We start from the raw sequence: 24,158 nt of genomic DNA on the forward strand, positions 1-24,158 counted from the left end.
GAAATAAAGGAACCCGAAGTTTTGGCTTCGGGTTTTTTTATGGAATTAATTTACACCCTGGAAGGCCCTGTGAATTTGGTCATTTTGGGATCTGTAAGGTTTAAAGATTCCATCAGCAATACTGTGCTAATTTCGCGGTATTAACAAAACAACCCGAAGTTTCTGGCTTCGGGTTGTTTTATTTCATCAGGAAGATTTATGCAGTAACCTGCTGTTTCCTCTCTTTTCTTGCAAGACGCTTGTCTTTAAATTTAACTTTAGCCCTGTTTACCAGATAAAACATTACCGGTACCACAATAAGAGTGAGGAAGGTTGCAAAAACAAGCCCAAAGATCACTGTCCAGGCCAAAGGCCCCCAGAAGATCACATTGTCTCCACCAATATATATTCCAGGGTCATAATCTATAAACAACCCAAAAAAGTCAATATTTAATCCCACCGCCAGTGGAATAAGCCCGAGAACGGTAGTAATGGCCGTTAGCAGTACAGGACGTAACCTGGATTTTCCGCCGCGCACTATACAGTCAAAGTATTCGGCGCGGGTAAGCAATTCGTTATCTTCATATCCAAGCGCGGCTTTTTTCCGGTCAATAAGAATTTGTGTGTAATCTATAAGCACAATGGCATTATTTACCACAATTCCCGCCAGGGAAATAATCCCCATCATCGTCATGATAATGATAAAATCCATTTGGAAAATAATCAGTCCAAGAAATACTCCCACAAGGCTTAGTACCACGGCCATAACGATTATAATTGGTTTGGAAACCGAATTAAACTGCGCCACAAGAATAAGCAGGATCCCGCCAATTGCAATAAGAAGCGCTTTTATAAGGAAGCTCATATTTTCAGCCTGCTTTTCCTGCTCGCCGGTAAATTCAAGGTTCATATCTTCAGGCAGATTGTAGTTGTTGAGCTGCGTTTTTAGCTGTTCAACAATTTCATTTCCATTATAACCTTCAAGCACATTGGAATAAATGGTAATTACTCTTTTAAGATCTTTCCGCTTAATAGAGCTGAAAGAGGAAGCCACATTGGTTTCTACCAAAGAGGAAATTGGCACCTGCACAATTTCGCCGTTGTTCTGATTTTTGAATGTAATTGGCTGATTGAAAAGCACATTTTCATCATATCTGTACTTATCGGCAAAACGTACGTTCACCTCATAATCGTCATCTCCTTCTTTGTAGGTGGAAACTTCTTCACCGTAAATTGCCCTTCTAAGGGTTTGGCCTACGGTAGAAGTGGAAACCCCCAATTGTCCTGCCTTTTGGCGGTCTACCCGCACATCAAGCTCCGGCTTGGATTTGTTTACATCTATTTTTAGCTCCTCAATCCCCGGAATGCTGAGATTTTGAATATAGGATCGCAAATCTTCAGCCTGGGTAAGCATTTGCTCGTAATCTTCACCTTTTAATTCAATATTAATTGGATAGCCTGAAGGTGGCCCCGCGGCATCTTTTTCCACAATAATGGAAGCGCCGGGAAAGCCCTGCACAGCATCGCGTACTTCAGAAAGTACCTGGCTACTCTCTACACCGCGGCGTTTTTTGAACTCACGCATCACCAGTGTCACTTTACCTTTGTGTGGCATGGAATTTTGCTGGCCACCATCGGTTTGTGGATTTCCTGCGCCTTCGCCCACCTGGGAGATCATAGACTCTACCATAAAGTTGTAGCCATCTTCATCTTCATATTTATCTATAACATCAAAGATACGCTCTTCTACTTTTTTGGTGAGCTCATTTGTTTTCTGAATATCGGTTCCTTCGGGATATTCTATATAAGTAATGATCTGTTTTGGCTGATTTTCAGGAAAAAATAAAACTTCTGGCTGGACAAGGCCAATTAGCACAAAAGATAGAACCAGGAGCAGTAGTGTTCCGAAGAAAAAGCCATAGGCCTTTCTTCCCCTTAAAGCATATTTTAAGGTGCGTTCATAATTGTTCTCCAGTTTTTTTAAGGCTTTAAACTGAAAATATTCCACAGCACCTGACAATACATACTTATAGAACCATAGCAACAGTACGGCGAGAATAGATAAATTTCCAATAGCACGTAAGACTCCTGCATCAACAACATATCCTGCAATCAGGAAAATAATCCCCAAACCACCCAGGATGATGCTGATGCGGATAAGTTTCTTTTTAGAGATCTTTCCTTCTTCAGTTTTCATAAACTGGGAAGTAAGCATGGAGTTTATAATAAGCGCCACAAATAATGATGAGCCTAAAACTATAGATAAAGTGATAGGAAAAATCATCATAAACTTTCCAATGGTTCCCGGCCATAATCCCAGCGGAAAAAAGGCCATTAGGGTAGTGGCGGTAGAAGCGATAATTGGCCAGGCGATTTCTCCCAGCCCTTGTTTTGCAGCTTTTATTCTTGGCATGCCTTCAGCCATTAGGCTGTAGACGTTTTCCACTACCACAATCCCGTTATCCACCAGCATCCCCAGCCCCATTACCAGCGCAAAGAGTACCATGGTATTTAGGGTGTAGCCAAGGCTGGAAAGCACTATATAAGACAGGAACATGGAGAGCGGAATCGCCAGCCCCACAAAAAGTGCATTCCTGAACCCGAGGAAAAACATAAGGACCAGTACCACCAAAATCACCCCGAAAATGATGTTGTTTACCAGGTCGTCTACCTGGTTACGGGTATCGGTAGACAGGTCGTTGGTTAAGGTAACTTCGAGGCCTTCGGGTAAATATTCTTCCTGTGCCGTATTAACCAGTTCTTTAATCTGGTCTACGGCTTCAATCATGTTCTTGCCGCTTCGCTTTTTTACATCCAGCATCACTACCGGTTCGCCATATTCCCTGGCAAAAGTGGTAGGGTCTTTTTCATGAAATCTCACAGTGGCGATGTCCCTAAGGAAAATATTCCCTCCGTCACGTTTTACAACAACATCTTCCAGTTCTGAAGGCTCTTCAATTTCGCCAATTATCCGGATGTTCTTCTGGACTCCGCTGGTAATCACATTTCCCCCCGAAATGGTCCGGTTCTCCATACTTACCGAATTTATAATATCGCTGAAGCTTACCTGGGCGGCCGTCATTTTATAAATATCAACGGCAATTTCGACCTCCATTTCTTCAGCCCCGCGAATACTGGCTTCCTTTATTTGTGGGAGCAATTCTATTTTCTCCTGAAGATATTCCGCATAATCCTTCAATTGCTGTACAGGATAATTCCCGGTGAGATTGATATTCAGAATAGGTTGTGCTTCAGAAAAATTGAGGTCAAAAACATTAGGTTCCACTTTGGCACCATTGTCCAGGGTAGGCCAGGTAGTTTCGGCTTTCACCATATCTACCTTATCCTTTATTTTTTGCTTGGCGACCTCTACGTCTATGTCATCTTCAAACTCCACAATCACCAGAGAGTAATCCTGGAGAGTGGTGCTGGTAACTTCTTTAATGCCGCCAACATCGCTAAATTCCTCTTCCAGGGGCTCGGTGATAAATTTCTCTACATCCTCTGCCGAGTTTCCGGGGTTAATAGAACTTACATAAATTTTGGTTTCCACGATCTCGGGGAAGGATTCCCTGGGCATGTTGTAATAGGAAATCAATCCGCCAATCATGATAATGGCAATAATGACGTACACCGTCATTTTATTATCAATGGCCCACGAAGAGAGTTTAAATTCCTTATCTATTTTTTTCATTTTTCTAGTTTCTGAATTTTACCTCCTGCCCGTCACGCAGGTTTTTAGAGCCTTCTACAATTATGGTCTGCCCGGCTTCGAGGCCACTGGTAATCTCAATAGAATCCCCGGAGACATACCCGGTTTCCACGATCACTTTCCTCGCTATCCCTGTGTTTTCTGATTCATTCCTGTCTTCAAGAACATAAACCAGGCTTTCTCCCATAGAATTTTTTTGTACCGTATTTTCAGGAACAATAATGGCTTCTTCAGCAGTATAGTCGTTAAGCTTAAGGGTGGCAATCTGGTTTGGTTTTATTAGCCCTTCTTCATTAGGAACCGAAACTTTTACCTGGAACGTCCTGTTGCTGGGATTTATGGTGTTGCTTACCTGGCTAACTTCCCCTTCAAATTCCCTTGAAGCGATTTGTACTTTAACATCGGTTCCTCTCTGGATTTGTCCTAAATAAGTTTCCGGCACATCAGCCTCCACGTACATGTTGCTAAGGTTTACTAATCTGAACAGTGGGGTCTGGCCTGGATTTACCACTTCTCCCTGCTCGGTAATCACCTCGTCAATAATCCCGCTGAAAGGAGCTTTAACCACAGTTTTGGCAATTTGCGATCTTAACCTTGCGACAGAATTTTGCATAGACTCATAATTTGTTTTTGCTTCCAGGTACTGCATTTCTGAACCAATATTCTGGTCCCAGAGCCTCTTTTGGCGTTCAAAAGTGGTTTTGGCGAGGCTTGCCTGCGCCTCAAGTTGTGCCAGTTCACTGGAAAGGCCGCCGTCATCTATGGTGGCTAAAACCTCTCCTTTATTTACCCGTTCTCCTTCATTCACCCTTACATCATTTAAGATTCCTGAAAATTCCGGGAAAATCACGATGTTCTGGTCTGTGGCCACATCACCCTGTACCTGCGCATAATGCCTGAAGACGGTGTCGTTAACAGCTTCTATGGTAACGAGGGTAAGGCGTTTGTTCTCGTCCAGCCTGTTAATGGCTTCATCTAAGCGATCAATTTTCGAGGCCAGTTCGCTTTGCTGCTTGCTTAATTCGGTTTTTGTTTCGCGTATTTCCTCCAGGTTATTGGTGGCGATAACATCGTCTACAGATTTTTCAGCATCTCCTCCGCAGGCAAAAAGCAGCGAAGAAACACTAAACAGGACAGCTATTTTTCTCATGGGTAAAAGTATGTTTTTAGTCTTCATTGTCGTAAGTTGTGGTGTCTAATAAATTTTCCAGTTCTACTTTTGCGGTTATTACGTCCAGCATAGACTGTAACAGGTTTTGCTGTGCGGTATATAATTGCCTTTGTGCTTCACTAAGTTCAAAACTGCTGGCGATGCCTTCAAAAAATTTAACCTGGTTTTTTTCTTCTATACGTTCTGCCAGTTCCAGGTTTCTCTTCTGGTTTTGATAATTTTCTATGCTGAAGAGGTACTCAGATTTAGCTGAATTGATCTGGTTTTTTACTTCATTTCGGGTTCTTTCCAAATCTACCAAAGCCTGTTCATAGGCAATTTTCTTCTGCTGCGTCCTGGCGCTCCGCATCCCGCTACTAAAAATTGGAATATTAAGGCTTATGCCCATGATGGACTGGTCAAAATATTCCTGGTCGTTACTGAAAAAAGTAAACTCGTCGCTATAGCCCTGAAGGCCGTAGTTAAGAAAACCTGAAAGTCTTGGCAGGGCTTTCGCTTTTTCCAGTCTTACCTGGATTTTTGCAGATTCCGCGGTATTTTCTGCGATCCTGTAATCTATGTTTTCTTCAACAGGCACTTCCTTTTCCAGCAGCTGCAGGTTAATATATTCCTGGGTTACCTCGTCCAGGTCTTCAGTTAGGTTAACATCAGCTTCCACAGGAATTCCCAGGGTGAGGTTAAGCATCTCATGGGCAATATTGAGCATTCGAAGGCTTCGGTTTAAATTATTTTTTAATCCCAGTAAGGTGATTTCCAGTTGTTCCACATCTTCCTGTTCTGCCATCCCGTTTTCATAGATCTGGCTGGTTTCATCGTAATTCTTCTGAACAGTAGCCACATTATTTTTCAAAATATCCACGCTTTCCCGGGCAAGAAGGACATTTCCGTAGGCATTAATCACCGCTTCCTTTACCTGTTGATTGGTTTTGGTTTTGGCATTTTCAGAAATCTGAAGCAGGGTTTTGGCAGATTGAATCCCCACAATGTAGGAGCCGTCAAAAATCAGCTGGTTCCAGGTGGCCGTTCCGTTAAGGCTGTGTTTGGTACCAAACTGAACTGGAATAAAACCTTCCGGGGCATTTACGGGAACATCATTTCTTTGAACATTTTCAAAGTAATCCTGGATAATATCAATGGTGCTTTGTGTATTGTCAAAAGCAGCAGCGGGCAATAAAGTTACCGGCTGTTTTAAATAATTTTGATAATCTACATTTGCACCAATTTGTGGCAGGCCCTGCGCAATGATTTCCCATTTTTGTTTAAGGGCGATCTCAATATCCTTTTGCGCGTTAATCACCGAATAGTTGTTTTCAAGCGCCATTGCCACAGCCTCATCCAGGCTAAGCTTATATTCTGCATCTACGTTTTCCTGGGCAAATCCGCACAGTGGAAGCAGGGCCAGGATAATGGCAAATTTGATCTTAAATAAAATTCTCATGGCTGTTTTTAAATTCTTCTAGAGTTTGTAATCCTTTTGGGGTGCAGATGGCACGCAAATGATAATCGAGAAAATAATCCATTAGTACCTCGTTGCTATATTCTTCAGGTGGGAAAAGATCTGGGTCTTTAACTCCCTTTATGCCGGCAAAATGGATCCTGGCAATAAAGGAAATTGGAATTCCCGGGCGGTAATGTCCTGTGGTAATACCTCGCTCCAGGTTGGCAATTACACAGTGAAGTACTGTGTTAAAGTATTTTCCTTCCACGCTCTTTGCGATTTTCGGATAGTATTTGTTAAGCTGATAATGAGGGGAAGCCTTTTGGGAATTTATGTAGTTCAAGCCATAGCGGCGGATTTCATAAAGTTCCTTTAAGGGGTTCTTTTCTTTATTCTGAATCTTTTTTATCCCTTCCTTTACCACTTCAAACAAATGATGGACGGTAGCCTCCACCAGTTTGGCCTTGGTGGGAAAACTGGCGTAAATGGTTTTTTTGGATATGCCCATTTTATCGGCAATTTCGTCCATAGTTACGCTTTTAAAGCCATAGTTTAAGAACAGATCACTTGCCGTATTTAATATCTTTTCTCTCAATGTTCTAAAATTAGGCTGCAAAATTACTTCACGGAAACTTTAAAAACAAATAAAGTTTCCATAGTTTTACTTTTAACACAACCTGAAAATCAAAAATCTTTTCATTTATGGTATTTTAGCCGGAAAATTAAAAAGTATGTTGTCTATTTCTCAGTATAGAGAAGCATTTTCAAAATATTTAGAAGCGAAAATAAAAATTAGGGAGCCCAGAAATTTATACGAGCCCATGGTGTACATTTTATCACAGGGAGGCAAAAGGCTGAGGCCGGTCCTGGTTTTATTGGCTACCGAAATTTTTAATACAGATTACCGGAAGGCTTTGGATGCCGCACTGGCTATTGAGATTTTTCATAATTTTTCTCTTGTGCACGACGATATTATGGACGATGCGCCTATAAGAAGAGGAAAAGAAACCGTGCATGAAAAATGGGATATCAATACCGGTATTTTGTCTGGAGATGCCATGCTTATCAATGCCTATCAGCTTTTTGAGAATTATGAAGGAGAGGTGTTTAAGGAACTTGCCCGGCTGTTTACCAAAACCGCGATTGAGGTATGTGAAGGCCAGCAATATGATATAGATTTTGAAACGCGGGAGGATGTAAGTATTGAGGAATACCTGAAGATGATCGAATATAAAACTGCGGTTCTTGTTGGGGCATCCCTTCAAATGGGGGCAATTGTAGCAGGAGAAACTACCGAATGTAAGGAAGCGATATATCAGTATGGGCGTTTGCTGGGAATAGCATTCCAGCTACAGGATGATTATCTGGATGCCTTTGGGGATCCTGAGACTTTTGGGAAGCAGGCCGGTGGTGATATTATTGAAAATAAGAAGACCTTTCTTTATCTAAAGGCAAAGGAATCTTCAGGAAAAGGGGAGGCTATGCAGCTGGAGCACCTGTATTCTATTGCTCCGGGAGATAGTTCAGAAAAAATAGAAGCTGTAAAAAATATTTTTGTGGCCAGCGGCGCAGCTGAGCTTACCCGGAAGGAAATTAAAAAGTATACCAATGAGGCTTTTCAAATCCTTGATAAAATTAATATTTCGGAAGAGAAAAAAGAACCTCTAAGAAAATTTGGACAATTACTGATGGAACGTGAAGTATAACCCAAGACATTACGCAATTTTGTTCCTAAAACAGCATCTTAACGAAATTTTTGTTGAATATTTCCCTTTTAGCTATGTTAAATTTCTTATAATGCATAACATAAATATATTATATGCGGCAAACTGTTTTTTGTAAAAATTGTACTTTTGCTGTGTTTTACACTTAAAAGAAACATTAGTTTCAAATTATGGATAGATTTTCATTTCTAAATGCCGCACATACCGCCTATTTCGCAGAACTTTATGACCAGTATTTACAATATCCCGATAGTGTAGAGCCCAGTTGGAGGGCTTTTTTTCAGGGTTTTGATTTTGGATTGCAGCAGGATGGTGTCTCTCAGAAAGTTCTTGAGGAAGCGCCCGCCGGTTTTAAGGAAGGAGAAGTTCCTGAACATGTGGTGAAGGAATTTCAGGTAATAAGGTTGATTGACGGATACCGCACCAGGGGGCATTTATTCACAAAAACAAATCCCGTAAGGGAAAGGAGACAGTATTCTCCTACTTTAGATATAGAAAATTTCGGCCTTTCCAGGGAAGATCTTAACACCACATTTAATGCAGGTGAAGTTCTGGGAATTGGCCCGAAGACGCTTCAGGAGATAATTAATCACCTGGACAATATATATTGCGAATCCATTGGGGTGGAATATATGTTTATCAGGAAGCCTGAAGAGATTGAATGGATTCAGAAGAAACTCAACGTTAACGAGAACCATCCTAAATTTGGTGTTGACCAGAAAAAGCAAATTCTGAGGAAACTAAATGAAGCAGTTTCCTTTGAAGGATTTTTGCATACCAAATATGTGGGCCAAAAGCGTTTCTCACTGGAAGGAGGAGAAAGCTTGATCCCTGCTCTGGACGCACTAATCGAAAAAGCTGCTGAGCTGGGAATTAAGGATTTTGTAATGGGAATGGCTCACCGGGGCCGCCTTAACACACTTACCAATATTTTTGGAAAGAGCGCCAAGGATATTTTTAGTGAGTTTGACGGGAAGGATTACGAGCAGGATATTTTTGACGGGGATGTAAAGTATCACCTGGGCTGGACTTCCTGCCGCACTACAGATAATGGCAATGACATAAATATTAATATTGCGCCAAACCCTTCTCACCTGGAAACAGTGGGATCTGTGGTAGAAGGTATCGCGCGGGCTAAAAAGGACCGGCATTATAATGGGGACAGCTCCAAAGTGCTTCCAATTCTTGTACATGGTGATGCGGCCATTGCTGCACAAGGTGTGGTGTATGAGGTGATACAAATGGCCCAGCTGGAAGGTTACAGCAATGGCGGAACCATTCATATTGTGGTAAATAACCAGATTGGCTTTACCACCAACTATCTTGATGCCAGGTCTTCTACCTATTGTACAGACGTTGCCAAGGTTACTCTTTCTCCGGTGCTCCATGTAAATGCTGATGATGCCGAGGCGGTGGTGCATTCCATTTTATTTGCTTTGGAATTCAGGATGAAGTTCCATCGCGACGTTTTTATAGATTTATTGGGTTACAGGAAGTACGGGCATAATGAAGGGGATGAGCCAAGATTTACCCAGCCTAAACTTTATAAAGCAATAGCCAAGCATAAAAATGCACGCGACATTTATGCTGAAAAACTTAAAAAAGAAGGCGTTATAGACGACAGTTTCCTGCAAAAGCTGGAAGATGATTATAAAGCAAGCCTGGAAGAAAGCCTGGACGAATCCAGAAAAGAAGAGAAAACCAGGATTACCCCTATCATGCAGGATGAATGGGAGGGTTATGACAATGCCCAGGAAGATAAGATGATGGAGGAGGTAGATACCACTTATGAGCTGGAGAAGCTGGATAAGGTGGCGGAAGCTATTTCCAAACTTCCTGAAGGCAAAAAATTTATGCGTAAGATCGATAAGCTGGTAAAGCTTCGGCATAAAATGTATTTTGAAGACAATAAGCTGGATTGGTCTATGGCAGAACACTTGGCCTATGGTTCTCTTATGAAAGAAGGTTACCATGTGAGAATAAGCGGGCAGGATAGTGAAAGAGGGACATTCTCCCATCGTCATGCGGTTTTAAAAGTAGAAGACAGCGAAGAAGAAATTATTCTTCATAATAATATAGAAGGAAGAACCGGCGAGTTTTTTATTTACAACTCTCCGCTTTCGGAATATGGAGTGGTGGGATTTGATTATGGTTATGCCATGGCAAGTCCGGATACACTCACCATTTGGGAAGCCCAGTTTGGGGATTTTGTGAATGGTGCACAAATAATGATAGATCAGTATATTTCTGCGGCAGAAGATAAATGGAAGTTGCAGAATGGCCTGGTGATGTTCCTTCCTCATGGCTATGAGGGCCAGGGAGCAGAACATTCTTCAGGTAGAATGGAACGGTTCCTTCAGCTTTGTGCAAAAGATAACATGTACGTTGTAGATATCACCACGCCGGCAAATATGTTTCATTTGTTGAGAAGGCAGATGAAGGTTGGTTTCAGGAAACCCCTTATTGTTTTCACTCCAAAAAGTTTGTTGAGGCATCCAAAGGTGATTTCAACTAAAGAAGAATTTGCAAATGGTTCTTTCCAGCCGCTTTTAGATGAAGGGAATGCAGATGCAGGCAAGGTGAAAAGCCTCGTATTTTGTACCGGTAAATTCTATTACGACCTTCTTGCACACCGGGAAGAAAATGACCGGGACGATGTTGCCCTGGTGAGAATTGAGCAGTTGTTCCCGCTACCGGTTAAGCAAATGAAAGAAGTGATCAAGAAATATAAAAATGCCGATGACCTGGTTTGGGCTCAGGAAGAGCCAAGAAATATGGGAGCCTTCGGGCACTTGTTGCTGCATTTTGATGAAGCTAAAAACATGAGGATTTGTAGCAGGAGATTCTATGGTTCACCGGCTGCCGGAAGTTCAGTTCGTTTCAAGAAGCGTCACGAAAGGGTGATTGCCGGAGTTTTCGACAAATCCTTACAAGAATCAATTTAATATATAACAAAGAATAACTTTTCTGTTTAGGCAGAAGACCAAAAATAAAAATTAAGATCATGGCCTTAGAAATGAAAGTTCCTTCTCCAGGGGAATCCATCACAGAAGTTGAAATAGCACAATGGTTAGTGGAAGATGGAGATTACGTTGAAAAAGATCAGGCAATAGCCGAAGTAGATAGTGATAAAGCTACTCTTGAGCTTCCGGCAGAAGCCAGCGGAATTATCACACTAAAAGCTGAAGAAGGTGACGCCGTGGCTGTTGGAGAAGTGGTATGTTTAATAGATACCGATGCTCCAAAACCAGGAGGCGGGGATAGTAAAGACGAATCTGCTGAAGAGGAAGTAACAGAGCAGGAAGAGGAAACTTCAACTAAGGCAGATAGTGATAAGGCGGAGCCAAAAGAAGAAAAACCTTCAAAATCTACAACTCCTGAACAAAAACAGGATACTTATGCTTCAGGAAGCCCTTCGCCTGCGGCTAAAAAAATACTTGATGAAAAAGGAATGGATTCCAAATCTGTGAAAGGAACCGGTAGAGACGGCAGGATAACTAAAGAAGATGCCGTACAGGCAAAAGCTTCTATGGGAACTCCCGGTACCGGAAAAAGGGGAGAATCCCGTAAAAAAATGTCTATGCTGCGCCGCAAGGTAGCAGAAAGGCTGGTAAGTGCAAAAACAGAAACCGCCATGCTGACTACTTTTAATGAAGTAGACATGTCTCCTATTTTCGCGCTTCGTAAAAAATATAAAGAAGAGTTTAAAGATAAACACGGGGTAAGCCTCGGGTTTATGAGCTTCTTCACTTTAGCGGTAACCCGCGCCTTAGATTTATTTCCTGATGTTAATTCCATGATAGATGGGGATTACAAGGTAAGCTATGATTACAAGGATATCAGTATCGCGGTTTCCGGCCCAAAAGGACTTATGGTGCCGGTAATTAGAAATGCCGAAAACCTTAGCTTTAGAGGGGTTGAAGATGAAGTGAAACGTCTGGCTTTAAAAGCGAGGGACGGGAATATCACTGTAGACGATATGACTGGTGGAACTTTCACAATCACCAACGGTGGGGTTTTCGGTTCTATGTTGTCTACTCCTATTATTAATCCTCCTCAAAGTGCCATCCTTGGAATGCACAATATTGTGGAGCGTCCTGTGGCAATAGATGGCCATGTGGAAATTCGGCCAATCATGTATGTGGCGCTTTCTTACGACCACCGTATAATTGATGGAAAAGAGTCGGTAAGTTTCCTTGTTGCTGTTAAAGAAGCCCTGGAGAATCCTGAAGAATTGCTGATGGACAACGATGTAAAAAGAGCTCTGGAACTGTAAAGTTTTTCAGATCAGCAAAAAAAAGCCACATGAAAATGCGGCTTTTTTTTTGCTAATCAAATTTAAAATAAGAAGTATAGATTTAAGATATTCAGGAATAAGACGCCGGCGACGATAATGGCCAGGATGATGAATGACACCGGTTCTAAACTTCTTTTCTTAATAATATGCATTTCTAACATTAACTTCTTCAAATATACATATCCCTCACCTTCAGCAAAAGGGGAAAAATCCCCTATTTTATTCTAAAAAGGGTAAATACCCCGATGCTCGCATCGTTAGTAAATGTTATAAAGTTTGAAAACGTGTTCCATTAAAATGCTCCGCGGGCTTGCCCCAGAAACTTTACTTCAGATAAAGCGCTTTTTTGCCGTAGTCTATTACAGCCTTTCCCTTTTTAAGCAAATCGGCACCAATAATCCCGTGTACTTTTTCAGCGTCATGGTTTATAAGCGCCTCGTTTACATGTCTTAGATCAAAAAGCACCAGGTCTACTTTTTTCTTTTTCCAGCCTTTTATCTGGATGAGGTTCTTTTGCGCAATTTGGGTAAGCATATTTGTGGCTCCTGCTCCCGCGGCCTTTACATCGCTGTCTTCAGCAATCAGTTTAAAATGCTTTACGGCTTCCATTCCCACACAGGTGCTGGAGGCCCCGGTATCTAAAATAAAGTTCCCTTCAATATTATTGATTTTCGCAACTATTTCAATATGATTGGTTTTGGTGTATTTAAATTTTACCCGGTGATATCCTTTTTCTTCCAGCAATTTTCTTAGAGACGACATTCTTTCTTTTTTCACAAAGATAGGTCTTCAAAATAAATTATTTTTGCGTTTATGATTTTAACAGATACACACACGCATTTATACAGCGAGGCTTTTGCTGAAGATAGGAAAGAAGCAATTTCCAAAGCATTTGAAGCAGGAATTGAACGCTTTTTTATTCCGGCCATAGATTCTGAATATGTAAAGGGAATGTATGAGCTGCAAGCCACTTACCCTGAAAATGTTTTTTTAATGATGGGACTGCACCCAACGCATGTAAAAGAAAATTTTGAGGAAGAACTGGAAAATGTGGAAGCGCAGTTTAACAAAAGAAGTTTTTATGCGGTGGGTGAAATCGGGATAGATCTGTACTGGGATAAAAGCACTCTTGAAATTCAGCAGGAAGCTTTTAAAAGGCAGATACACCTGGCAAAAAAGTACAAATTACCCATTGTAATCCATTGTCGTGAAGCTTTTGATGAGGTTTTTGAAGTCCTGGAAAGTGAAAAAGGGGAAGGCCTCTTCGGGATTTTTCATTGCTTCACAGGAACTTTAGAACAGGCGAAGAAAGCTCTTTCGTATAATATGAAGCTTGGAATAGGAGGAGTGGTTACCTTTAAAAATGGAAAAATCGACCAGTTCCTGGACCAGATTCCTATTGAAGAAATTGTGCTGGAAACCGATGCGCCTTACCTCGCACCTACTCCTTTCCGCGGAAAAAGAAACGATCCTGTTTACCTTTTGAAAATAGCTGAAAAAATAGCGGATATCTATAATTTAGAGGTGGAAGAAGTGGCAAAAATCACTACGGCAAATTCTAAAAAAGTTTTTGGAGCGTAAAAACCTGGAATTTTATATTTTCTTTATTAGCCGCCGCGAGCTATTGAAAGAGTTTTGATTATATTGCCTTTAAAAGATAAAAGTTTAATTTATAGCTGTTGAAGCATAGATAAAAAGAATTAGTGAGCGATTTTGAAGATATAAGATTTTATAAAGATGAAGAAGTGGAGGAAGCCCTTCGGGAGTATGTAAGGCATCCTATGGTTAAAGCACTGCTTCAGTTTACTTTTCCGGAAAAAGAATATCCTGAAATTGAAGAATTAGTGGTGGCATGCCGTTCTATAAGGGATTTCCAGACCAGGGTGATATACCATTCCGTAGAAAAAGTGCTGGAAAAAACCACTGAAGGCCTTACTTACAGCGGTTTTGATAAGCTGAAGCAAGACGAATCTTATTTTTATATTTCCAATCACCGGGATATTATCCTGGACACTTCTCTGCTCAATTATACCTTATATGATCATAATTTGATCATGACCGCTTCAGCAATAGGCAATAATCTTGTTCAAAAGAATTTTCTTCTGGCGCTTTCCCGGCTTAACCGCAATTTCCTGGTACTTCGGGGCCTGGGGCCAAGGGAAATGCTGAAAAGTTCCATGAAACTTTCAGAATATATCAGGAAACTTCTTTTTGAAGATAACAGGTCGGTCTGGATGGCCCAGCGAGAGGGGCGCACTAAAGATGGCAGCGACCATACGCAGCAGGGGGTTTTAAAAATGCTTGCAATGGCTAAAGGAGACATGAGCCTGGCCGAGTATTTTACACAGTTGAAGATGGTGCCCGTGGCAATGTCTTATGAATTTGATCCTACCGATATTCTAAAAATGCCTGAACTAATGGCCAAGCGAATGCAGGAAACCTACGTGAAATCTGCAAACGAGGATTTTAATTCCATAATGCAGGGCGCACTGGGCCAAAAGGGAAGAATCCATATTAGTGCCTGCGGAGTTTTGGATGAGAAAGTTTTTGCTGAAATTGAAAATAACGCGGGTTCAGTAAATGATCAGCTCAAGGCCGTGGCAGAGAAGATTGATCAGAAAATATATGAAAACTACAAATTATGGCCTGCAAATTACATCGCCTGTGATTTGGTAAATAATAATGAGAAGTACGCTTCAAAATATACCGATAAGGAAAAACGGCAGTTTGAAAGGAGGCTTACCAGAAGGGTAGGTTATAAAAATGCGCTGGAGCTCAACAGTTATCTGCTTATGTATGCAAATCCTGTGATCAACAAAGAAAGCATGTATGAGAAAAAGAGCTAAAATCCTGCTCGTCTACACCGGTGGCACCATCGGGATGATAAAGGATTATGAAACAGGCGCGTTAAAAGCTTTTAATTTTGATGAATTGTTGCAAAACATTCCCGAACTAAAGATTCTGGAACACGAAATCCATACGGTGAGCTTCGAGCATCCTATAGATTCATCAAATATGAACACAGAATGCTGGCTGCAAATTGCTGAAACCATAGCTGAAAGTTATGATGAATATGATGGTTTTGTAGTGCTTCACGGGAGCGATACCATGTCTTATACCGCTTCTGCACTCAGTTTTATGTTTGAAAATCTTCATAAGCCAATTATTTTTACCGGCTCGCAGCTGCCTATTGGAGATCTGCGGACAGACGCGAAAGAAAATTTGATTACGAGTATACAGATTGCAGGTCTGCAAAGAAAAGGCAAGCCTTTTTTATCTGAGGTAGGCCTTTATTTCGAATATAAACTTTATCGTGCTAACAGGACCACAAAAATAAATGCAGAGCATTTTCAGGCTTTCGCTTCTCCTAATTACATGCCTTTGGCAGAATCTGGCGTTTATCTTTCGGTGAATGATCAGGCGATATGGAAAGCAGATAAAAAGCAAAAAATGAAACTGCATAAGGAACTGTGCCGGGATATCCTTATTCTGAAAATGTTTCCGGGAATTACTGCGGATACAGTGGAGTATCTTCTTTCGAAAGAAAATCTAAAAGGAGTTATTCTGGAAACCTACGGAAGTGGAAATGCACCCAACGATAAATGGTTTCTTGATATTCTGAAGGAAAAGATCACCTCAGGCTTAAGAATTGTGAATGTGACGCAGTGTATAGGTGGAAGCGTTGCCATGGGAAATTATGAAACCAGTACTGAGCTGAAACACATAGGAGTAGTCTCGGGAAAAGATATAACTACAGAAGCAGCTGTGGGAAAACTGATGTATTTATTGGAAAAAGATTTATCTCCCAAAGTATTTAAAACTATCTTTGAAACATCATTAAGGGGCGAAATGTCATAAAAATTAACGCATCATGCTTGAAGATGTATTATTTTTTTTGTTATTTGCCGCACCGTTGTAAACATTTGAATAGAGAGGTGGCCGAGTGGTCGAAGGCGCACGCCTGGAAAGTGTGTATACGCCAAAAGCGTATCGAGGGTTCGAATCCCTTCCTCTCTGCTAAGTGTTTTATTGAAAACTTATTTTTATATTTAACCCTTTAACTAATTAAATTAAGACAAACAGTAATGAAAAGATTATTTTCTATTTTGGTAATCGCCGCGATTATGGTGCTTGGGGCCGGTAATCTAAATGCGGCAAACAATGTGAAAACATTGCCGAGCACATCCATCGTAAACTTTGTGCAACAAGATGAGGATGCCGCAGCTGCTGACGAAGTGGGTGACGAAGAATCGGCTGGTTTTCATCAGGAATTAAAAAGACGTTTCATAGAAGGTGGTCCTGGATTTATGGGGATTGTTCTTTTGTGTCTGATTCTTGGTTTGGCTATTGCCATTGAGAGAATTATCTATTTAAACCTGGCTACAACAAACACTAAAAAACTTGCTCAGGATGTTGAAGACGCTCTTAAAAGTGGTGGTGTTGAAGCAGCTAAAGAAGTTTGTAGAAACACCCGTGGTCCTGTTGCATCTATTTATTATCAGGGGCTTGACCGTGCAGATGAAAGTATAGAGGCTGCAGAAAAAGCGGTTGTTGCCTATGGTGGAGTACAAATGGGACAGCTTGAGAAAAACGTATCATGGGTATCTTTATTTATCGCTCTTGCTCCTATGCTTGGGTTCATGGGTACGGTAATTGGTATGATCCAGGCTTTTGATAGAATTGAAGCTGCGGGAGATATGCAGCCTTCACTTGTTGCCGGTGGTATTAAAGTGGCACTTCTTACAACCGTATTTGGTCTGATTGTTGCAATTATACTTCAGATTTTCTATAACTACATCATCGCGAAAATTGACAGTATCGTAAACGATATGGAAGATGCGTCAATCCTTTTGATTGATATGTTGGTAGATTATAAAAACAGAAAAAGAGTTTAAGACCAGAAAAAATAATTATGACCTTACATAAAATATTAAAATATCTGGCTATTGTCATCGGCGTTATTGGCCTTATCCTTTTGGGTAGGATCATTGCGGCAGGTGATGATGCCATTGACGCCTCGGCCGATTTGCAAACCAGCCTTTTGGTACCATTTATGTGGGTAGCCTACATAGTACTGGCAGTGGTTATAGTATTGGTGGCGATTTTTGTGATCGCAGGGCTGTTCAGGGGAAATATAAAGAACACTCTTATCTCTATTGGTGCTTTTGCGGCAATAATAATTGTAGCTTATCTTGTTACTGATGGATCTGAAGTGATTTTGAAGGATGGTGGAACACTTTCTGCCAATGGCTCTCACTGGGTAGGTGCAGGCCTGGTAACTTTCTACATCCTTGCAGCCATCGCCGTTGGGGCAATGATAGTTTCAGGAGTGAGAAAATTAATAAAATAAATTATGGCTAGAAGATCATCACCAGAAGTTAATGCGGGTTCTATGGCAGATATCGCTTTCCTGCTCTTAATCTTCTTCCTGGTTACAACAACCATCGAGACAGATAAGGGTATTAGCAGGAAACTTCCGCCATGGCAGGATGAGGATGTGGAACCACCAACGTTGAAAATGCGTAATGTTTACGAAGTGCAGGTAAATAGTAATAACGACCTGTTGGTGGAAGATGAAGAGATGCAACTTAGTGAGCTTCGCGAAGCTGCAATAGAATTTCTTGATAATGGTGGGGGTACCGGTGATGAAGCGTGTAGTTTTTGCCAGGGTGCCGGAGATCCGGACCTGTCGGTGAACCCTCAGAAAGCCGTTATTGCCTTGCAGAACAACCGTGGTACCGAATACGGTACTTACATAGCGGTGCAAAATGAACTGGTTGCTGCCTACAATTTCTTAAGGAACAGGGAGGCTAAGCGACTTTACAACGTTACATTTAACGAAATGGAGGCTGCTTATAACGATCCAAATTATACCGGTGATAAAGATGCACTGGAAGAGAAGATCGAGACTATTAAGGATATGATTCCGCAAAAATTGTCTGAAGCAGAACCAAAAGGAAGCTGATATTAAGGCTTTTTAATTAACAATTTAAATTGACCATTTATGTCTAAGTTTAAAAAGAAGAAATCCGGAGAGTTGCCTGCTATTAGTACGGCCTCTTTGCCAGATATTGTTTTTATGCTACTTTTCTTCTTTATGGTGGCTACAACAATGCGTGAAACTTCCCTGATGGTGCAAAATAAATTACCTTTTGCAGACCAGGTTGAAAAACTTGATAAGAAGGATTTGGTAATGTATATTTATGCCGGAAAACCAAGTCAGCGTTACCAGCAACAATATGGAACTGAAGCGCGTATCCAGTTGAATGATAAATTTGCCAGTGTAGGAGACGTTCAGCAGTTTATTTTTCAGGAAAGGGAAACGAAGCGGGAAGAGCTTGTGCCATATTTGACAACAGCTCTTAAGGTTGATGAAGAAACCAATATGGGCCTTGTTTCTGATATCAAGCAGGAATTAAGGAAAGCTGAAGCTTTAAAAATTAACTATACTACAGTTGTGGGTGATCCTACCCAGAATCTGTAAGTTTCCTTCGGAAATTTTAAAATTAAAACATCCTGTCTAAATTTTTAGACAGGATGTTTTTTTATATTTAATACTGAAACTTTTTCTTTTTTAAATGAAAATAAAAAATGCCCTCTTTTGTCTTCTTCTTTTTATTTTGATTAATCCCGTATTTGCTCAGGAAGAAGATCTTACATTCCAAATAGGGGACACTATTCCTACGGTAATAGACAGTTTGTACAGGGAGGATCAGTTTTATGTTGGGCTTACTTTTAATTTACTTACTAACAAACCTGAAGATATTTCCCAATCCGGATTTTCAGGTGGATTTCAGGCTGGTTTTGTAAGGGATTTTCCTTTAAACAAGAGACGCAATATAGCACTTGGAGTTGGTTTGGGATGGGCGATTAATAGTTATGGACAAAACCTGTTCATAGGCGAAGAAGAAAACGGGGAGAGTATTTTCCGGGCCCTGGATGACGATGTTTCTTACGATACCAATCGTTTTACCACCCAGGCTGTGGAGGCTCCCGTAGAGTTTAGGTGGAGAACATCTACTGCAACTACTTATCGTTTCTGGAGGGTTTATGCGGGTTTAAGGCTTGGGTATATCTATCATTTCAGGTCTAACTTTGTGCAGGATAATAACCAGGTAAAACAAACGGAAGTTCCCGAACTTGAGCGCTTGCGCCTGGGGGCGACTTTCACTTTTGGTTATAACACCTTCAACTTTCATTTTTACTACAGCCTGAATCCATTTTTTGGGGATGCATACCTTCAGCAGGAACAAATTGGATTGTCTACACTTAAGATGGGGTTGATGTTTTATATTTTATAGCCAGTAATTCAGCACAATTATCTGGGGGATAAAGCCAATGAAAAGGCCCAACACTAGTTCGGCATAACTATGAGCTCTATAATATAAGCGTGAAGATGCAGTAAGTCCTAATGCGGTTATTAAAAAAGCGATGCTGTATATAAGGTTTAAGTGGAAATGCGCGCCCAGGGCGATAATAAACATGGTAAAACCGGAAAGCCCGACAAGGTGCAGGCTTATTTTAAGCCTTAAATAGGCAAGAATGAGGCAGGTGAGGCTTGAAAATAAAATTCCTACAAAGTAAAAGTATAACGCGGGATAATTGTAGACGTTCAGGATCTGGTGTAATACCATTAGGATAAGTAAAACAAAAAAGAGCAGGGGCCACCTCCTTTCCCTTACATCGGGAAGAAAAGGGGAATTTGCTTTACCCAGGTTTTTCAGCAAAAAGTAAAAGACCACGGGGATAAAAAGTGTCATAATAGCTATTGCGAGGAGCTTCGCCTTAATTAATTCTGCTGGGAAAAACCGTGGGGTAAGTAAAAAATATAGCAGGCTTCCTGCAAATGGCATCCATAGGGGGTGAAAAACGTAGGAAGCGCTTTTTAGAAGAATTTTCATTAAATCTGTTTACGTAATCTTGCTACCGGGATATCCAGTTGTTCCCTGTACTTTGCGACTGTTCTGCGGGCGATGGGATAACCTTTGTCCTTTAATACCTTCGCCAGTTTTTCATCGGTGAGAGGCTTTCTTTTGTCCTCTTCTTCAATCGATATTTCCAGGATTTTCTTGATCTCGCGCGTAGAAACATCTTCTCCCTGGTCATTTTTCATGGACTCTGAAAAGAACTCCTTGATTAATTTGGTGCCGTAAGGAGTATCCACATACTTGCTGTTGGCCACCCTGGAAACAGTGGAAACATCCATTTCTATCTCATCGGCGATATCCTTCAAGATCATTGGTCGCAGGTTCCTTTCATCACCGGTAAGAAAGTATTCTTTCTGATAGTTCATTATGGAGCTCATAGTAACCATAAGTGTTTGCTGCCGCTGTTTAATAGCTTCTATAAACCATTTTGCGGCATCCAGTTTCTGCTTGATGAACATCACAGCATCCTTCTGCTCTTTTGTCTTCTTTTTGCTTTCCTTATAACCTTTAAGCATATTGCTGTAATCACGGGACACATGCATTTCTGGCGCGTTTCGCCCGTTTAGGCTTAATTCCAGCTCCCCATCCACAATTTTAATAGTAAAGTCCGGGATTACATGTTCCACAACCCGTGTGTTGCCAGAATATGCGCCGCCGGGTTTAGGGTTAAGGTGTTCAATAACTTCTATCGCATCCCGTAACTGGTCTTCCGAAATATCGTGGCGGGTGAGCAGTTTGGAATAATGCTTTTTGCTGAAGTGGTCAAAAGATTTGTCCAGCAGGTCATATGCCAGTTCAACCGCTTCTGTGTCTTCTTTTCGCCTTAGCTGAATAAGAAGGCATTCCTGTAAAGATCTTGCGCCTACTCCCGCGGGATCCAGTTTTTGAACGCGCTGAAGCACCTTTTCCACAGTTTCTTCATCGGTATAAACATTCTGGGTAAAAGCAAGATCATCCACGATATCCTGGATACTCCTGCGAATATATCCGCTTTCATCAACGCTGCCTACCAGAAATTCGGCGATTTCCTGTTCTGTTTCATTAAAACGGAAGGTGTTGAGCTGGGATTTCAAATGCTGTGTAAAAGAAGTTCCCGCTGCGTAAGGCACTCTCTTTTCATCATCATCGGCACTGTAGTTATTGGCGTTTAGCCGGTAACTGGGAATTTCGTCGTCACTTAGGTATTCATCAACATTAAAATCTTCCAGGGCTTCGTCATAATTATCTTCATCTGGTTCATTCTCATTGGAAAAATCATCTTCAAACTCATCCCGCACTTCTTCCCTGCCATCTTCGAGGGCCGGATTTTCCTCGATTTCCTGCTTCAATCTTTGTTCAAAAGCCTGGGTAGGCAGCTGAATAAGTTTCATCAACTGGATTTGTTGAGGAGAAAGTTTTTGAGAAAGTTTAAAATTTAATTGTTGCTTAAGCATAGATTACCTTTTGCATTACTACAAAAATAAGGAAAACAACGCTATACTAGCTTTGGCACAGTAGATGTTTGTGGTAAAATTTTGTTAAGGGAGCTGGATAAAATTCTCTGGGTTTAAGAACTTTTCCGGAAAGGGAATTTCAAAATTTAAAAGCTCTGGTTTGCAGGGATGCTGGAATTCTAATCCTATGGCAGCCAGAAAAATCCCTTTTTTATGCTGAATTGGAATGCCGCCATATTCTGTATCTCCTAAAATGGGAAAGCCGTTCCTGGCCAGGTGAATTCTTATCTGGTGTGTTCTTCCGGTGGAAGGGAAGACTTTTAAAACTGAAAACCTCTGTTCTTTAAACTGAAAATTCCTGATTTTCCCGATCCTGGTTTCAGCTTCTTTTCCTGCAATTTTTTCATTAAAAGTCATGCTTTCAGGAGCATTTCCGCCGCAAATTGCAAGATAGATTTTCTGAACTTTTCTTTCTTTAAATATTTGCTGAAGGGCAGCAAGGGCAGGGCGGGTTTTCGCGCAAACCACGAGTCCGCTGGTGGGGTTGTCCAGCCGATGCGCGGGAAGAGGGGCAGGAAGCGCAGCATCTTTTTCAGACTTTTTTAAATTGAATGGAAGGGCATTTTCCACGGTTCTAAAATAGTTGCCGCTGGTGGGTACTCCCGAAGGTTTGTTAATAACTGCAAGGTGATCATCCTCAAAAAGTACTTCCAGTTTTAACCGAAATATTTTCTTCCCGGTTTCTTCAGGTTTCAAAAGTTCAATTTTCTGGCCTTCTGTAACCCAGTCTGAAGTTTTAGCGGGTTGGCCGTTCAGAAGAATTTCCCCACGCTTTATGGCTTTTTTAATGCCGCTACGGCTGGGAATAGTTTTAAAAATAGAAACAAGGTATTCCTGTAGCCGAATTTTTTCATGAATAAAAGGGACAATATGGGATTCTATAATTTTCATTTATAAAACAAAACCTCACAGGTTCAAAATCCTGTGAGGTTTTAAATATCACAAATTAAGGTTTTTTAAAATTCAGCATTTTGGGGTGTTCTTGGGAAAGGGATTACATCCCTTATGTTGCTCATCCCGGTTGTAAATTGTACGAGCCTCTCGAACCCAAGGCCAAAGCCACTATGAACGCAGGTTCCGAATTTCCTGGTGTCCAGGTACCACCAAAGTTCTTTTTCATCTATACCAAGTACCTGCATTTTATCTTTAAGCACTTCCAGGCGTTCTTCTCTTTGGGAACCTCCGACAATTTCCCCAATCCCGGGGAACAGGATATCCATTGCCCGAACGGTTTTCCCATCTTCATTAAGGCGCATATAAAAAGCCTTGATATTGGCAGGGTAATCAAAAAGGATTACCGGTGATTTAAAATGTTTTTCCACCAGGTAACGCTCATGTTCACTCTGCAGGTCGGCACCCCATTCTTCAATAAGGTACTGGAATTTCTTCTTTTTATTCGGTTTACAATCCTTCAGGATCTCTATGGCTTCAGTATAGCTAACCCTTTTAAAATTATTCTCCAGTACAAAATGAAGCTTTTCCAGAAGGCCCATATCGCTGCGTTCGGCTTTAGGTTTTGCCTTATCTTCATTAGCCAGTCGCTGGTCAAGGAATTCCAGGTCATCTTTGCAATTTTCAAGAATGTACTTCAGCACATACTTGATAAAATCTTCAGCAAGATCCATATTCCCGTCGAGGTCGCAAAAAGCCACTTCCGGTTCTATCATCCAGAATTCCGCCAGGTGGCGTGAAGTATTGGAATTTTCAGCTCTAAAAGTTGGGCCAAAAGTGTAAATCTGGCCTAATCCCATGGCAAAGGTTTCTCCCTCTAACTGGCCGGAAACGGTTAAATTGGTCTCTTTTCCGAAGAAATCTTTTTTATAGTCGATAGAGCCATCTTCATTTTTTGGCGGATTCTTCAGGTCCAGGTTGGTAACCTTGAACATCTCTCCCGCGCCTTCTGCATCACTACCGGTGATAATAGGCGTATTTACGTAATGGAAATTGTTCTGCTGAAAATAACTGTGCACGGCAAATGCCAGTTTTGAACGCAGCCTCATTACCGCGCCAAAAGTATTGGTGCGCACCCTTAAATGCGCCTGCTCCCGAAGTTTTTCAAGGCTATGGCGCTTTGGGGAAAGAATGGTAAGTTTTACTTCTTCAGGATTCGCGTCTCCATGAATTTTAATTTCTTTCACCTCAATTTCAACCCGCTGCTGGCTCCCGGCACTTTCTTTTAAGCTTCCTTTTATACCTACTGCAGCACCAACTCTTATTCTTTTAAGAATATCTTCGTCGGTATTTTCAAAATCTATAACGCACTGCAGGTTATTGATGGTGGAGCCGTCATTAAGCGCGATAAAACGGTTGCTCCTGAAAGAGCGCACCCATCCGTTCACTTCAAACTCCTGTAAAAATTGATTGCTGTCCAGTATTTCAGCAACTTTTGCCTTTATCATTATGCTTAGATTTTGTT

General features: G+C 41.2%; 20 protein-coding genes and 1 tRNA gene. 12 read left to right on the forward strand and 9 right to left on the reverse strand.

The genetic code is table 11. From position 1 onward, the window contains the following. Positions 1 to 196: 196 nt before the first annotated feature. From RM553_RS14965 to RM553_RS14980, 4 genes are read right to left on the reverse strand one after another with little or no spacing between them, the layout of a single operon-like run. On the reverse strand, positions 197 to 3,673 hold the full coding sequence (locus RM553_RS14965; protein WP_311535753.1) for an efflux RND transporter permease subunit: 3,477 nt from the start codon (positions 3,671 to 3,673) through the stop codon (positions 197 to 199). A 4-nt stretch (positions 3,674 to 3,677) separates the two neighbouring features. Beyond that, positions 3,678 to 4,841, reverse strand: a complete 1,164-nt coding sequence (locus tag RM553_RS14970; RefSeq protein ID WP_311535754.1) for an efflux RND transporter periplasmic adaptor subunit — start codon at positions 4,839 to 4,841, stop codon at positions 3,678 to 3,680. A 16-nt stretch (positions 4,842 to 4,857) separates the two neighbouring features. Then, entirely contained in the window at positions 4,858 to 6,300 is a 1,443-nt protein-coding gene (locus tag RM553_RS14975; RefSeq protein WP_311535755.1) for a TolC family protein, read from the reverse strand. Next, a complete protein-coding gene (locus RM553_RS14980) occupies positions 6,284 to 6,895 on the reverse strand; it encodes a TetR/AcrR family transcriptional regulator (protein WP_311535756.1) in 612 nt (203 codons plus the stop codon). Before RM553_RS14980 ends, RM553_RS14975 begins: the two co-directional genes overlap by 17 nt. A 136-nt stretch (positions 6,896 to 7,031) precedes the next feature. Here RM553_RS14980 and RM553_RS14985 point away from each other — a divergent pair, with 136 nt between their 5' ends. From RM553_RS14985 to odhB, 3 genes are all read left to right on the forward strand, one after another. Next, the gene (locus RM553_RS14985; protein WP_311535757.1) at positions 7,032 to 8,006 is read left to right on the forward strand and encodes a polyprenyl synthetase family protein; all 975 of its coding nucleotides are present in this window, start codon (positions 7,032 to 7,034) and stop codon (positions 8,004 to 8,006) included. Positions 8,007 to 8,194: 188 nt separating this feature from the next. Next, positions 8,195 to 10,969, forward strand: coding sequence for a 2-oxoglutarate dehydrogenase E1 component (locus RM553_RS14990; RefSeq protein WP_311535758.1), 2,775 nt, complete (start codon positions 8,195 to 8,197; stop codon positions 10,967 to 10,969). A 59-nt stretch (positions 10,970 to 11,028) separates the two neighbouring features. Continuing rightward, positions 11,029 to 12,300, forward strand: coding sequence for a 2-oxoglutarate dehydrogenase complex dihydrolipoyllysine-residue succinyltransferase (odhB, locus tag RM553_RS14995; RefSeq protein WP_311535759.1), 1,272 nt, complete (start codon positions 11,029 to 11,031; stop codon positions 12,298 to 12,300). 345 nt (positions 12,301 to 12,645) lie between these two features. Here the strand turns inward: odhB and RM553_RS15000 are convergent, their stop codons facing one another. Next, a complete protein-coding gene (locus RM553_RS15000; RefSeq protein WP_311535760.1) occupies positions 12,646 to 13,083 on the reverse strand; it encodes a retropepsin-like aspartic protease in 438 nt (145 codons plus the stop codon). 51 nt (positions 13,084 to 13,134) lie between these two features. Between RM553_RS15000 and RM553_RS15005 the strand changes: the two genes are divergently transcribed. The 9 genes from RM553_RS15005 to RM553_RS15045 all read left to right on the forward strand — a co-directional run bounded on the left by RM553_RS15005 (position 13,135) and on the right by RM553_RS15045 (position 19,622). Continuing rightward, positions 13,135 to 13,902 carry a TatD family hydrolase gene (locus tag RM553_RS15005; protein ID WP_311535761.1) on the forward strand — a complete coding sequence of 256 codons (768 nt, stop codon included), beginning with the start codon at positions 13,135 to 13,137 and terminating at the stop codon, positions 13,900 to 13,902. Positions 13,903 to 14,024: 122 nt separating this feature from the next. Continuing rightward, on the forward strand, positions 14,025 to 15,167 hold the full coding sequence (locus RM553_RS15010; RefSeq protein WP_311535762.1) for a 1-acyl-sn-glycerol-3-phosphate acyltransferase: 1,143 nt from the start codon (positions 14,025 to 14,027) through the stop codon (positions 15,165 to 15,167). Continuing rightward, positions 15,151 to 16,179 (forward strand): asparaginase, encoded by a 1,029-nt coding sequence (locus RM553_RS15015; protein ID WP_311535763.1) that lies wholly within the window; start codon positions 15,151 to 15,153, stop codon positions 16,177 to 16,179. Before RM553_RS15010 ends, RM553_RS15015 begins: the two co-directional genes overlap by 17 nt. A 71-nt stretch (positions 16,180 to 16,250) precedes the next feature. Then, positions 16,251 to 16,338: transfer RNA gene (locus RM553_RS15020), tRNA-Ser, on the forward strand. Between the two features lie 68 nt (positions 16,339 to 16,406). Further along, positions 16,407 to 17,216, forward strand: coding sequence for a MotA/TolQ/ExbB proton channel family protein (locus RM553_RS15025; RefSeq protein ID WP_311535764.1), 810 nt, complete (start codon positions 16,407 to 16,409; stop codon positions 17,214 to 17,216). Positions 17,217 to 17,233: 17 nt separating this feature from the next. Beyond that, entirely contained in the window at positions 17,234 to 17,671 is a 438-nt protein-coding gene (locus tag RM553_RS15030; protein ID WP_311535765.1) for a hypothetical protein, read from the forward strand. A gap of 3 nt (positions 17,672 to 17,674) precedes the next feature. Continuing rightward, a complete protein-coding gene (locus RM553_RS15035) occupies positions 17,675 to 18,286 on the forward strand; it encodes an ExbD/TolR family protein (protein ID WP_311535766.1) in 612 nt (203 codons plus the stop codon). Between the two features lie 39 nt (positions 18,287 to 18,325). Beyond that, complete coding sequence (locus RM553_RS15040) at positions 18,326 to 18,805, forward strand: ExbD/TolR family protein (protein ID WP_311535767.1); 480 nt, start codon at positions 18,326 to 18,328, stop codon at positions 18,803 to 18,805. Between the two features lie 94 nt (positions 18,806 to 18,899). Further along, positions 18,900 to 19,622 carry a porin family protein gene (locus RM553_RS15045; RefSeq protein ID WP_311535768.1) on the forward strand — a complete coding sequence of 241 codons (723 nt, stop codon included), beginning with the start codon at positions 18,900 to 18,902 and terminating at the stop codon, positions 19,620 to 19,622. On the opposite strand, the gene RM553_RS15050 is transcribed toward RM553_RS15045, so the two are convergent. The 4 genes from RM553_RS15050 to asnS form a co-directional block, all read right to left on the reverse strand. Next, the gene (locus RM553_RS15050) at positions 19,617 to 20,222 is read right to left on the reverse strand and encodes a hypothetical protein (RefSeq protein ID WP_311535769.1); all 606 of its coding nucleotides are present in this window, start codon (positions 20,220 to 20,222) and stop codon (positions 19,617 to 19,619) included. The two genes, RM553_RS15045 and RM553_RS15050, sit on opposite strands and share 6 nt — an antisense overlap. Then, positions 20,222 to 21,682, reverse strand: a complete 1,461-nt coding sequence (gene rpoN, locus RM553_RS15055) for an RNA polymerase factor sigma-54 (protein ID WP_311535770.1) — start codon at positions 21,680 to 21,682, stop codon at positions 20,222 to 20,224. The genes RM553_RS15050 and rpoN overlap by 1 nt, the downstream gene beginning before the upstream one ends. Before the next feature lie 84 nt (positions 21,683 to 21,766). Beyond that, the gene (locus tag RM553_RS15060) at positions 21,767 to 22,633 is read right to left on the reverse strand and encodes an RluA family pseudouridine synthase (RefSeq protein WP_311535771.1); all 867 of its coding nucleotides are present in this window, start codon (positions 22,631 to 22,633) and stop codon (positions 21,767 to 21,769) included. Between the two features lie 65 nt (positions 22,634 to 22,698). Next, complete coding sequence (asnS, locus tag RM553_RS15065) at positions 22,699 to 24,141, reverse strand: asparagine--tRNA ligase (RefSeq protein ID WP_311535772.1); 1,443 nt, start codon at positions 24,139 to 24,141, stop codon at positions 22,699 to 22,701. Positions 24,142 to 24,158 lie beyond the last annotated feature (17 nt).

This window comes from Autumnicola tepida (assembly GCF_031846485.1).
Taxonomy (GTDB): domain Bacteria; phylum Bacteroidota; class Bacteroidia; order Flavobacteriales; family Flavobacteriaceae; genus Autumnicola; species Autumnicola tepida.